This is a genomic window from Streptomyces boninensis (assembly GCF_048572725.1).
GTDB lineage: Bacteria > Actinomycetota > Actinomycetes > Streptomycetales > Streptomycetaceae > Streptomyces > Streptomyces boninensis.
In genome coordinates this window covers 2,296,586-2,308,911 of record NZ_CP183837.1, presented here as the reverse complement: position 1 = coordinate 2,308,911, position 12,326 = coordinate 2,296,586, and the positions used below count along the sequence as shown (strand labels likewise).

Below are 12,326 nucleotides of genomic sequence, written 5' to 3'. Positions count from 1 at the left end.
GGCTTCCCCTTTTGGATCACGCGGCGCGCCGGAATAGTCATATTTTCATAGCGTGTGCTTCATGAGTCACACTCCGCGCCGGCGAACGGTCATCAGCTGCACCCTCATGTTGCTCCCGCTCACCGCGAGCCTGACCGCTTGCGGTAGCGATGCCCATCCGCTGGCCGGCAAGCCGTACGACGCCGCCAAGCAGATCACCCTCGGCGGTGCCCTGAAGGGCGTGAAGGCCGGGGAGAAGGCCGATCCGGCCAAGCCCCTGCTGGTACGCGCCACCGACGACGGCAGTCGCATCACCGATGTGACGGCCGTGGACGCGCAGGGGCGTTTCGTACGCGGCCGGCTGAGCGACGACGGCGCCAGGTGGCGCTCCACGGTCCCGCTGGCCGCCCAGGCCTCTTACACCGTGCACGTGGCCACCGAGGACACGGCCGGCTCCCCGGGCCGCCGGACGCTCGACTTCCGCACCGGCCAGTACAAGGGCAAGGGGAAGCGGCTGAAGGTCGAGTTCGGCCCGGACAGCGGCAAATACGGCGTCGGCCAGCCCGTGACCGCCAAGCTCAGCGCCAAGGTGGAGAACCCCGCCGAGCGGGCCGCCATCGAGCGCGGCCTCAAGGTGGACTCGCAGCCGCGGGTGAGCGGCGCCTGGTACTGGGTCAGCGACGAGGAGCTGCACTGGCGGCCGAAGGACTACTGGCCCGCCAAGACCAAGGTGACTGCCCGCTCCTCGCTGAAGGGCATCAAGATCCGTGACGGCCTTTACGGCGCGGCGTCGAAGCCGGTGAAGCTGAACATCGGCGAGCGCGTCGTGGCCATCACCGACGCCAGCAGCCACAGCATGACGGTCTACAAGAACGGCAAGGTCATCAACGAGATGCCGGTGACCACCGGCAAGCCGGGCTTCGAGACGCGCAACGGCAAGAAGGTCGTCCTGGAGCAGCAGCAGTACGTGCGCATGACCGGCGCCTCCATCGGCGTCGCCGGCACCTCCGAGGACTACAACATGGACGTCTACTGGGCGACCCGCGTGACCTGGAGCGGCGAGTACGTGCACTCCGCCCCCTGGTCGGTCGGCTCCCAGGGCTCGGCGAACGTCAGCCACGGCTGCACGGGCATGTCGCCGTCGAATGCCGAGTGGTTCTACGACACCGTCCGCCAGGGCGACATCGTCGAGGTCGTGGGCAGCTACGGCGAGACGATGGAGCCCTTCGGCAACGGCTTCGGCGACTGGAACATGTCCTGGAAGAACTGGCGCAAGGGCAGCGAACTCACCAAGAACGTCCGCGGGAAGAACGAGGTCGAGACGGGCCCGGCGCGCCTGCGGCCGACCGCGTAACGCGCCTGCGGCCGGCCACGTAAAGGACCCAGGTGCTACGCCGCCGGCAAGGCGAGCCGCTTGCGCAGCAGCGCCGCGAGCGACTCCGCCAGCGCCACCGGGTCGACCGGCAGCGCGGTGGCCGCGTCCGCCCGGGACCAGGTCGCCAGCCAGGCGTCCTGCGGGCGGGCGATCAGCACCAGCACGGGCGGGCAGTTGAAGATCTCGTCCTTGATCTGCCGGCACACGCCCATGCCGCCGGAAGGCGCCGCCTCACCGTCCAGCACGCAGGCGTCGATGCCGCCGCGCTCCAGCTCTTCCAGTACGGCCGGGAGCGTGGCGCACTCGACGTACTCCACGGACGGCAGATCGGCCGCGGGACGGCGCCCGGCGGCGAGCCGGACCTGCTCGCGGGTGGATGCGTCGTCGCTGTAGACGAGCACCGTGGCGGTCTGCTGCATCGTTCCTCCGTACTGCGCTGCTCCGTTGCTGCCGTTACGTGCTGCGGATGCTACTCCGCGGAGGCGCCCGGCGTGGAGTCTTGCGCACACAGAAGATCGACGATCAGGTGCGGCCCAACACGCCGCCGGACACCGCCCCGACCAGCCGCGCAGGGCCGTACGGAGGACCCGCTTCCCTCATCTGGGGGACCGCCGCCCGGGCCTGCGAACCACCCCCTGCGAGGGGTTGACACACCGAACGGCACCCCCCGGGGTGAGGCGCGGATAAGCGACCGACATAATGTCGGACGTGGCGACAGCAACAGCAGTAGAAACCGGGCACGCGCACCCGTCGGTCAACCGGCCGAACCTCACCAGCGTCGGAACCATCATCTGGCTGAGTTCCGAGCTGATGTTCTTCGCGGCCCTCTTCGCGATGTACTTCACCCTGCGATCGGTGATGGGCACCGAGTACTGGAAGGCCTCGGCCGAGGCGCTGAACTTCCCGTTCTCGCTCACCAACACCATCATCCTGGTGCTCTCCTCCCTGACCTGCCAGCTCGGCGTCTTCGCCGCCGAGCGCGGGGACGTGAAGAAGCTCCGGATGTGGTTCATCATCACCTTCATCATGGGTGCGATCTTCATCGGTGGTCAGGTCACCGAGTACGTGGAGCTGGTGGTGCACGAGGGCCTGTCCCTCTCCTCCGGCCCGTACGGCTCGGCCTTCTACATGACCACCGGGTTCCACGGCATGCACGTGACGGGCGGGCTCATCGCCTTCCTGCTCGTGCTCGGCCGTACCTACGCGGCCAAGAGGTTCACGCACCAGCAGGCGACCGCAGCCATCGTCGTGTCCTATTACTGGCACTTCGTCGATGTCGTCTGGATCGGCCTTTTTGCCACGATCTACATGATCAAGTAGTTACGGGGCCGCAGCCGGCTCACCCATCGCAGACACATCGACGCAGAAGATCCTGACACCGGGGTAATCCGTGAAAAAGCTCTCCGTACGACGGCGCCACCCGCTGGCAGCGCTAGTCGTCCTACTCATCGCGCTGGCGGCCACCGGGGGGCTGTACGCCACGTTCGCGCCCGCCGACAAGGCCAAGGCCGAGGAAAGCAGCGCCCAGTCCCTCGCCATTGAGGAGGGCAAGAAGCTCTACCAGGTCGGCTGCTCCAGCTGCCACGGCACCGGTGGTCAGGGCTCCTCCGACGGTCCGAGCCTGGTCGGCGTCGGCGCCGCGGCCGTCGACTTCCAGGTCGGCACCGGCCGGATGCCGCTGCAGCAGCCCGGCGCCCAGGCGCCGAAGAAGCCGGCCACGTACAGCCAGACGGAGATCGACCAGCTCGCCGCGTACGTCGCCTCCCTCGGCCCGGGCCCGGCCCAGCCGAACAAGAACGACTACGACCCGGCCGGCGGCGACGCAGCCCGCGGCGGCGACCTGTTCCGTACGAACTGCGCGCAGTGCCACAATTTCGTGGGTAAGGGCGGCGCCCTCACTCACGGCAAGTTCGCTCCGGATCTCGGTGGCGTGTCCCCGAAGCACATGTACGAGGCCATGGAGACCGGCCCGCAGAACATGCCGGTGTTTCCCGAGTCGCTGCTGAAGCAGAAGGACAAGCAGGACATCATCGCGTGGCTGGACACGGTCAACAGTGACAAGTCGGAAGAGCCGGGCGGCTTCGGCCTCGGCGGTCTCGGCCCTGTCAGCGAGGGTCTGTTCGCCTGGGTCATCGGCCTGGTGGCTCTCATCGCCGTCGCCTGCTGGGTCGCCGCGCACACCGCAAAGGCCAGGAAGTCATGAGTAGCCAGGCTGGATCAGAGAACGAGAAGACGGGGATGTCTTCAGAACACCTCCCAAGTGAGGCCGAGCACGGCCCGGCCGGCCAGGTGGCGGTAGCCGACCACGAGGATCCCTTCAAGGACCCCGGGCTGCCGGAGCACCAGCCGCGCAAGCAGGACATCGACGTCCGGGCCGCGAAGCGGTCCGAGCGCACGGTGGCGCTGCTGTTCACCGTCTCGATGCTCGCCACGGTCGGCTTCATCGCCAGCTTCGTGGCGTTCCCGGTCGACAAGATCACGTACGTCTGGCCGCTGGGGCACGTCAGCATCCTGCACCTGATGCTGGGCCTGACCCTCGGCATTGCGCTCTTCTGCATCGGCGCCGGCGCGGTCCACTGGGCCCGTACGCTGATGTCGGACGTCGAGATGGTCGACGAGCGGCATGACATCGAGGCCGACACCGAGACCCGCGCCAAGGTCTTCGCCGACTTCAAGGCGGGCGCCGAGGAGTCCGGCTTCGGCCGCCGCAAGCTGCTCCGCAACACCCTCTTCGGCGCGCTGACGCTGCTGCCGCTGTCCGGCGTCGTGCTGCTGCGCGACCTCGGCCCGCTGCCCGAGGACAAGCTGTTCCACACGCTGTGGGCCAAGGGCAAGCGGCTGATCAACGAGAACACCGAGGAGCCGCTGCGGCCCGAGGACATCACCCTCGGCTCGCTCGCCTTCGCCATGCCCGAGGGCCTGAAGAAGGACGACCACGACTTCAACGTCGAGATCGCCAAGGCCGCCCTGATGCTGGTCCGGATCCACCCGGACGACATCAAGGACAAGCAGTCCCTGGAATGGGGCCACGACGGCATCCTGGCGTACTCCAAGATCTGCACCCACGTGGGTTGCCCGGTCAGCCTGTACGAGCAGCAGACGCACCACGTGCTCTGCCCGTGCCACCAGTCGACCTTCGACCTGTCCGACGGTGCCAAGGTGATCTTCGGCCCGGCAGGCCACCCGCTGCCGCAGCTGCGGATCAAGGTGAACGACGACGGCTACCTCGAGGCGCTCGGCGACTTCGACGAGCCGGTGGGCCCGAGCTTCTGGGAGCGCGGCTGATGGCTACTGCAACTGACACCTCCACCAGTAACCGCCGCCCAGCGTCCAAGGGCGAGAAGGTCGCCGACTGGGCGGACGGCCGGCTGGGCATCTACGGCCTTGCCAAGGCCAACATGCGGAAGATCTTCCCGGACCACTGGTCCTTCATGCTGGGCGAGATCTGCCTCTACTCCTTCATCATCATCATCCTGACCGGCGTCTACCTGACGCTGTTCTTCAAGCCGTCCATGGCCCACATCGTCTACGACGGCTCGTACGGCCCGATGAACGGCATCCACATGACGGAGGCGTACGCCTCCACGCTGGACATCAGCTTCGACGTCCGCGGCGGCCTGCTGGTCCGGCAGATCCACCACTGGGCGGCGCTGATCTTCGTCGCGGCGATGGCCACGCACATGATGCGCGTGTTCTTCACCGGCGCGTTCCGCAAGCCGCGCGAGGTCAACTGGCTGTTCGGCTTCCTGCTGCTGGTCCTCGGCTGCGTCGCCGGCTTCACCGGCTACTCGCTGCCGGACGACCTGCTGTCGGGTACGGGCGTCCGGTTCATGGAGGGCGCGATCCTGGCGGTGCCGCTGGTCGGCACGTACCTGGCGATGTTCCTGTACGGGGGAGAGTTCCCCGGCACGGATGTCATCCCGCGGTTCTTCTCGATCCATGTGCTGCTGGTGCCGGGGATCATGCTGGGGCTGCTGGTGGCCCACCTGATCCTGGTCTTCTACCACAAGCACACGCAGTTCGCGGGGCCCGGCCGTACGAACAAGAACGTGGTCGGCATGCCGCTGCTGCCGATCTACATGGCGAAGGCGGGCGGGTTCTTCTTCCTCGTCTTCGGCGTGATCTCGATCATCGCGGGTGCGGTGACGCTCAACCCGATCTGGGTGCTGGGGCCGTACCGGCCCGACCAGGTCTCTACGGGCGCTCAGCCGGACTGGTACATGGGCTGGACTGAAGGCCTGATCCGTGCGATGCCGGGCCTGGAGTGGGTCATCCCAACGGGGCACACGATCAACTTCGGTGTCTTTGTGCCGCTGGTGGTGGTGAGCTTCATCCCGATCTCGATCGCGCTGTACCCGTTCTTCGAGTCCTGGCTGACCGGGGACAAGCGCGAGCACCACATCGCGGACCGGCCGCGCAATGCGCCTACGCGCACTGCCTTCGGTGTGGCCTGGCTGAGCTGGGTGTTCGTGTGCATGATCGCGGGTGGTAACGACATCTGGGCGACGCACCTCCATTTGTCGATCAACGCGATCACGTGGTTCGTGCGTATCGGCTTCTTCGTGGTGCCGCCGATCGTCTTCTGGATCACCCGGCGGATCTGTCTCGGCCTGCAGCGGCGCGACCGCGAAAAGGTGCTGCACGGGCGGGAGTCCGGCATCATCAAGCGGCTCCCGCACGGCGAGTTCATCGAGGTCCACGAGCCGCTCGCGCAGGAGGAGCTGCACCGCCTCACCTCGCACGACCAGTACCGCCCGATCGAGGCGGGCCCGAAGGTCGACGAGAACGGTGTCGTCCGCAAGCAGGGCGTCGTGGAGCGAGTCCGCACGAAGCTCTCGAAGAACTACTTCGGCGACGAGGGCCAGATCCCGAAGCCCACGGCGGAGGAGTTCCGCGAAGTGACCTCCGGTCACGGGCACCACTAGGCGCTGCGCGACTGGCTGCCACGCGGCCCCGCTCCTGCCTCCGGGCGGGGCGGGGCCGCTTGCCGTTGTGGGGGCGGCCGTCGCCGGCTGCGGCTGCGCTGTGGGTGGTGTTGTGCCCACCCGCCCGCCCGTTGCTGTCGCGGGCGGGGGTGGTGCGTGGCGCTCCGCTAGGTCGGGTCGGCGGCTCCTGCGATGGCGTTGGCACGTACGCTCCGCCCCCCAAGCATCGGCAGTAGCCCGCCCGGCAGCCCAGCGGCCCGCCCGCCCCTGCGGCCGTAACCAGGCGGCCCGCCCGTGCGCCAGCCCCGCCCGTGCGCCCGCCCGCCCCGACCACCCGCCCCACCCCCGCGTCGTCCGCCCTCCCGCAGCCCGGCAGACCAACCCGCCCCGCCCCCACCCCCCTTCCGCAGCCAGCCTCCCGTTTCCGGCGCCGCACCAAGAGCGCGACGGCGACGCAGCCGTCACCATCCGATGCCAAGCCGCCCATACAACCGGCCCCGCGACAGCAGCGGGCGGGTGGGTGGGTACAGCCGAAGGATGTCCGCAGTACGGGCACACGGCACCCAACCCCCCGAACCGCCGATAGGGTGCAGGGGTCAAGGCCGGGAGCGGAGGCGCGCCCGGCCGCGTAGGCCATCGCACAGGAGGGGACCCATGACCGCTGCCGCAGCCGCCGGAGGCACCCGCTCCTGGCCCGACGTGTTGAGCTCGTTGCTCGCCAAGCAGGATCTGTCCGCGGAGGACACCGCCTGGGCGATGGACCGCATCATGCAGGGCGAGGCCAGCAACGCCCAGATCGGCGCTTTCGTCGTCGCGCTCCGCGCGAAGGGCGAGACCGTCCAGGAGGTCGCCGGCCTCGTACGGACCATGTACGAGCACGCCAACACCATCCACGTGCCCGGCCCCACCGTCGACATCGTCGGCACCGGCGGCGACCGCGCGAAGACCGTCAACATCTCCACCATGTCCGCCATCGTCGTCGCCGGCACCGGCGCCAAGGTCGTCAAGCACGGCAATCGCGCCGCGTCCTCCGCCTCCGGCGCCTCCGACGTCCTCGAAAAGCTCGGCGTCAACCTCGAGCTCACCCCCGCTCGCGTCGCCGAAGTCGCCGCCGAAGCCGGGATCACCTTCTGCTTCGCGGTGAAGTTCCACCCTGCGCTGCGCCACGTCGCGCAGGCGCGCAAGGAACTCGGCATCCCGACGACCTTCAACGTCCTCGGTCCGCTCACCAACCCCGCCCAGGTCCGCGCCCAAGCCGTCGGCGTCGCCGACGCCCGCATGGCGCCGATCGTCGCCGGCGTCCTCGCGGAGCGCGGAAACTCCGCGCTTGTCTTCCGCGGCGACGACGGCCTCGATGAGCTGACCACGACCGCGACGTCGACGGTCTGGGTCGTACGCGACGGGCAGGTGTCGCAGCGGGGCTTCGATCCGCGGGACCTCGGCATCGAACTGGTGCCGGTGGAGGCGCTGCGGGGCGCCGATGCCTCGTACAACGCCGATGTCGCGCGGCGGCTGCTCGCCGGGGAGCCTGGGCCCGTACGGGACGCGGTGCTGCTGAATTCCGCTGCCGCGCTGGTCGCCCTCGAGCCTGGTGACGCCACGCTCGAAGAGCAGCTCGCCGCGGGCATCGCGCGGGCCGCCGAAGCCATTGACTCCGGTGCGGCCCAGCGCACGCTGGAGCGGTGGGTCGCCGCCAGCAACTCCTGACGCCTGCGCAGGACGGTTGTCCGCACTGCGGACAACCGTCTTGCGCTCTGCTGATCACATGGCATACTCCTGAACCAGGTCACGAGTGACAGCGATCAAGGCCCCGGCCCGCTGTCCGGCAACCCTCCGTCCGTGGCGGGGTGCCCCGGGTGATGACCAGGCCGCAGGCAGCAGGGTCTGCGGCAAGCGCGGATCCCTCTCACAGCAGCCAGGGATCCCTGGTCCAGGGAGAGCTCTGCCATGTCTGCACCCACTGTCGCCACCGCTTGTCTGCCCGTCCTCGGCCGCGATGTGCGCGTCCCGCTCGTCACGGGTGGGGAGGTCGAGTACGCCGCTCTCGACTACGCCGCCAGTGCGCCTGCGCTGCAGCGGGTGTGGGATGACGTGGCCGCGTACGCGCCGTACTACGGGAGTGTGCACCGGGGGGCCGGGTATCTGTCTCAGCTGTCGACGGATCTGTTCGAGAACAGCCGGGCTACGGTGGCGGAGTTCCTCGGGTGCCGGGCTGACGACCAGGTCGTTTTTACGCGGGCGACTACGGACTCGCTGAACTTGCTGGCGTCGGTGCTGCCCGCTGGGACCGAGGTCTACGTCTTCGAGACCGAGCACCACGCGGCGCTGCTGCCCTGGCAGCAGCGCAGCGACGTGACCGTCCGCTATCTCAGCGCCCCGCGATCGCCGCAGGCGGCGGTGACCGTGCTGTCGGAGGCGCTCGCCGCGCGGACGGGCGACGGGCCCGCGCTGCTGTGTGTCACCGGGGCCTCGAATGTCACCGGTGAGCTGTGGCCGGTGCGTGAGCTTGCGGCGGTGGCGCATCGGTACGGGGCGCGGATCGTGCTTGACGCGGCGCAGCTGGCGCCGCATCACCCGGTGGATGTCGCTGAGCTGGACGTCGACTGGGTGGCCTTCTCCGGCCACAAGCTGTACGCGCCCTTCGGTGCGGGTGTGCTCGCCGGCCGTACCGACTGGCTGCAGGCCGCCGAGCCGTACCTCGCGGGTGGTGGCGCGAGCCGTAAGGTCGCGCGGCGGGCGGACGGTGGCGTTGACGTCGAGTGGCACACGACCGCTGCCCGGCACGAGGCCGGATCCCCGAATGTGATCGGCGCGTACGCCATCGCCTCGGCCTGCAAGGCGCTGACCGAGGCAGGCTTTGATCAGCTGGTCGCGCGGGAGCGGGAGCTGATCGCGCGGGTTCGGGACGGGCTGGCGGAGATCCCGGAGGTGCGAGTGCTGTCGCTGTTCGGCGACGACTCCGAGCGAGTCGGCGTGCTGTCTTTCGTTGTTGACGGCTGGAACAGCTCGCACTTCGCGGCGGCGCTGTCGGCTGAGTACGGGATCGGCGTGCGGGACGGGCTCTTCTGCGCGCACCCGCTGCTGCGGGAGCTGCTTGGCGCGGATGACTCCGAGCAGGGGGAGTGCGGGGCGCCGGAGGCGGAGCCGGGGGAGCGGTCGCTGAATGCGATTCGGGTGAGCTTCGGTGCGGGGACGCCGGATGAGCATGTGGAGCGGTTCGTTGCGGCGGTGCGGACGCTCGTGCGGGATGGCGCGGCTTGGTCGTACCGGACTGAAGAGGGGCGCTGCGTGCCGGTCTCCTGAGTTGGGTGGGTGGGCCGGGCTGAGTTCCGCGACACTACCGAAGAAAACCGCTGTGGTCGGCCTGGGTAGGTTCCGGGGTTTTCTTCGGCAGCGTCGCTCCACTCAGCCCTCCTAGGCGGCCAGGCGGGCTCCCAGGCGGAGGAGTTCCAGGGCTCGCTCCGTGGCGTCGGTCAGGTTTTCGCGGCCGGAGGCCAGGGCTTCTTGTAGCGTTACCGGGCCCGGGAGGATGCCGGCGTATGCGTCGACGCCCATGGCGCGTACCTCGCGGGCGCCTGCGCCGATCGTGCCGGCCAGTGCCAGCACTGGGCGGCCTGCGGCCTTTGCGCGGCGGGCTACCTCTGCGGGGACCTTGCCGCGGGGGGTCTGGTGGTCGAGGGCGCCCTCTGCTGTGATCACCAGGTCTGCCGCCGCCAGGCGGGCGTCCAGGTCGAGGTGGTCGAGCAGGACCTCGAAGCGGGGGCGGAGTTGGGCGCCGAGCGCCGCCAGGCCCGCCCCCAGGCCGCCGGAGGCGCCTGTGCCCAGGCCCGTGCGGAGGTCGGAGGCGACGGCGAAGTCGCGGGTCAGGATGGTCGCCCAGCGTTCCAGGGCCGTGTCCAGCTCCTCCACCTGGGCGGGGGATGCGCCCTTCTGCGGGCCGAAGACGCGTGCCACGCCGCGCGGACCGCAGAGGACGTTGTACGGGTTGCAGGCCACCTGGAGGTCCGTGCCGAAGAGGCGCGGGTCGAGGCCTGAGGTGTCGATGCGGGACAGGCGTGCCAGGTGGCGGCCGCCGCGGGGGAGTTCGCGGCCGTCCGCGTCCAGGAGTCGTGCGCCCAGGGCTTGGAGGGCGCCTGCGCCGCCGTCCGACGTGCCCGAGTCGCCGCAGCCGATCAGGATCCGGGGGACGCCGGCGTCCAGGGCGGCGCGGATCAGCTGGCCTACGCCGTACGTCGTCGTCGCGCCCGGGTCGCGGCGGTCGCGGGGGACGAGGGAGAGGCCGGCGATCGCGGCCATCTCCACCACCGCTGTGCCGATCTCGCCCGAGCCGAGGAGGGCGAAGTGGGTGTCCACCGGGGTGCCGACCGGGCCCGTCGCCCGGTGCTGCAGCAGGGCGCCGCCGGTCGCGGTCGCCAGCGCTGCCGCCGTACCCTCGCCGCCGTCCACCAGTGGGATCAGGTCCGTCTCCGCGTCGGGGACCACGCGGCGGACGCCCTCGGCGATGGCCTCCGCGGCGTGTTCGGCGGAGAGGGACTCCTTGAAGCCTGAGGGGGCGATGGCGTAACGGGTCATCATGTGGAGCTCCTTATCGCGTGGTCGGCACGCCGAGCAGCGGCCAGACGTAGAGGGCGAAGGCGAGGATCAGGGCCGCGGTGAGGGGGGCCAGGAGGGCGGCTACGCGCAGCAGGTCGCGGGGGGTGTAGCCGGGGACGTCGGGGAGGTCCGCGAAGAGGGCTACTGGTTTTGCGGAGGCGGGGAGGGTCTGGCAGAAGCCGGCTGCCGCGGTGGAGGCCAGTGCCGCGGCTACCGGGTTCACGCCCGCGGTGAGGGCGGCGGCTACGACCAGGGGGACCAGGACGCTGGAGCGGGCCGAGCGGGACTGGAGGATGAGGTGCGCGGCGGTTGATACGGCTACTACGACGGCCAGGAACAGCCACGGTGGCGCCGTCCCGCCTCCTGGTAGGCCGCCTACCAGCCATTTCGCGGCGCCGGACTCGGAGAGGGCTACACCCATGGCCATCGTGGCGGCCATGAAGAGGAGCATTGACCAAGGGACCGTTTTGAGGGCGTCCTTCAGGCGTACGGTGCCGAGGGCTGGTGACGACGCCACCACCGCGCCGATCAGGGCTACTACCGCCGGTGGGACCAGGTGCAGGGGCTCGCTGCACCAGAGTGCTACCACTACCGCCAGGAGGACGGCCGTGCGCTGTTCCGCGGTGGTGAGCTTGCCGGTGACCGGGGTTTCGCTGTGCTGCTGGATGTCGGCCGCGGTGATGGCGATCGGGCCCGTACGGTCCGCGCGGCGGGTGGTCGACCAGAGGACCACCTCGGCTGCGAGGTGGGAGGAGACCACCGCCAGTGGCAGGCCCAGGAGGAGCCACTGCACGAAGTCGATGCGGTCGCCCGTCGTGTCCCAGAGGACCGAGACCGTGATCAGGTGGGCGCCGGCGCCGATCAGGGTGGCTACGGCGGACAGGAGGATGACCGTCGGGAAGAGGAGGGCCAGGGCCACCACCAGGCGGCGGCGGTCTGCCAGGACCTTTGCCAGGGCCAGGAAGACGGGGAGGGCCAGCGCCGCGCGGCCGGAGGTCGCCGGGACCGCGAAGGCCGTCACCACCAGGGCGGCGGTGGTGAGGTGGAAGAGCTGGCGTACGGAGCGGGCGCCGGTGACCAGGAAGGCTGCCGCGCGGCCTGCCAGGCCGGTGCGGGTTACGGCGGCGGCGAGGATGAAGGCGCAGATCAGCAGCCAGACGGTTTCGTCGCCGAGGGTGCCGAAGAGGACCTCGCTGTCCAGTACGCCCGTCGCCACCAGCGCGAGGCCCGCGCCCAGGGCGATGTATGTGTCGTCGATCGGGGTGCCGATCCACGCGCAGGTGGCGAGGGTGAAGATGATCAGCGTGAGGCGGCCGTCGGCGCCCAGGCCGGTGGCTTGGCCGGGGACCAGCAGCAGGGCGCAGAGGCTGAGGGCCACGCAGGCGGTTGCCAGTTGGCGTATGGAGAAGGTCACGGCAATGAGGCTGGTCGGCCGCCGTGAGGCCTCAATGAGG

10 protein-coding genes and 1 riboswitch are annotated in these 12,326 nt (G+C 69.8%); of the genes, 7 read left to right on the top strand and 3 right to left on the bottom strand.

What is annotated here, in order from left to right:
* Positions 1 to 61: 61 nt before the first annotated feature.
* Positions 62 to 1,333, top strand: a complete 1,272-nt coding sequence (locus tag ACNNMR_RS10360; RefSeq protein WP_419994253.1) for an Ig-like domain-containing protein — start codon at positions 62 to 64, stop codon at positions 1,331 to 1,333.
* A gap of 35 nt (positions 1,334 to 1,368) precedes the next feature.
* Here ACNNMR_RS10360 and ACNNMR_RS10355 read toward each other — a convergent pair whose 3' ends face one another.
* Entirely contained in the window at positions 1,369 to 1,773 is a 405-nt protein-coding gene (locus ACNNMR_RS10355; protein WP_419994252.1) for a hypothetical protein, read from the bottom strand.
* A 280-nt stretch (positions 1,774 to 2,053) separates the two neighbouring features.
* On the opposite strand from ACNNMR_RS10355, the gene ACNNMR_RS10350 reads away from it, so the two are divergent.
* The 6 genes from ACNNMR_RS10350 to ACNNMR_RS10325 all read left to right on the top strand — a co-directional run bounded on the left by ACNNMR_RS10350 (position 2,054) and on the right by ACNNMR_RS10325 (position 9,582).
* Positions 2,054 to 2,674, top strand: coding sequence for a cytochrome c oxidase subunit 3 (locus ACNNMR_RS10350; RefSeq protein ID WP_165239738.1), 621 nt, complete (start codon positions 2,054 to 2,056; stop codon positions 2,672 to 2,674).
* A gap of 70 nt (positions 2,675 to 2,744) precedes the next feature.
* Complete coding sequence (locus tag ACNNMR_RS10345; RefSeq protein WP_419994251.1) at positions 2,745 to 3,557, top strand: c-type cytochrome; 813 nt, start codon at positions 2,745 to 2,747, stop codon at positions 3,555 to 3,557.
* A gap of 35 nt (positions 3,558 to 3,592) precedes the next feature.
* On the top strand, positions 3,593 to 4,639 hold the full coding sequence (locus ACNNMR_RS10340; protein ID WP_419994250.1) for a Rieske 2Fe-2S domain-containing protein: 1,047 nt from the start codon (positions 3,593 to 3,595) through the stop codon (positions 4,637 to 4,639).
* Positions 4,639 to 6,279 (top strand): cytochrome b, encoded by a 1,641-nt coding sequence (locus ACNNMR_RS10335; protein ID WP_419994249.1) that lies wholly within the window; start codon positions 4,639 to 4,641, stop codon positions 6,277 to 6,279. The genes ACNNMR_RS10340 and ACNNMR_RS10335 overlap by 1 nt, the downstream gene beginning before the upstream one ends.
* Positions 6,280 to 6,933: 654 nt before the next feature.
* The gene (trpD, locus tag ACNNMR_RS10330) at positions 6,934 to 7,986 is read left to right on the top strand and encodes an anthranilate phosphoribosyltransferase (RefSeq protein ID WP_419994248.1); all 1,053 of its coding nucleotides are present in this window, start codon (positions 6,934 to 6,936) and stop codon (positions 7,984 to 7,986) included.
* 77 nt (positions 7,987 to 8,063) lie between these two features.
* Positions 8,064 to 8,181, top strand: a riboswitch (SAM riboswitch).
* A 45-nt stretch (positions 8,182 to 8,226) separates the two neighbouring features.
* Positions 8,227 to 9,582, top strand: a complete 1,356-nt coding sequence (locus ACNNMR_RS10325; RefSeq protein WP_419994247.1) for an aminotransferase class V-fold PLP-dependent enzyme — start codon at positions 8,227 to 8,229, stop codon at positions 9,580 to 9,582.
* A gap of 111 nt (positions 9,583 to 9,693) precedes the next feature.
* On the opposite strand, the gene ACNNMR_RS10320 is transcribed toward ACNNMR_RS10325, so the two are convergent.
* Together ACNNMR_RS10320 and ACNNMR_RS10315 are read right to left on the bottom strand one after the other, a co-directional pair.
* Positions 9,694 to 10,854, bottom strand: a complete 1,161-nt coding sequence (locus ACNNMR_RS10320) for a glycerate kinase (RefSeq protein WP_419994246.1) — start codon at positions 10,852 to 10,854, stop codon at positions 9,694 to 9,696.
* A 10-nt stretch (positions 10,855 to 10,864) separates the two neighbouring features.
* Positions 10,865 to 12,286: an SLC13 family permease gene (locus ACNNMR_RS10315; RefSeq protein WP_419994245.1), complete on the bottom strand. Its 1,422-nt coding sequence runs from the start codon at positions 12,284 to 12,286 to the stop codon at positions 10,865 to 10,867.
* Positions 12,287 to 12,326: the final 40 nt, after the last annotated feature.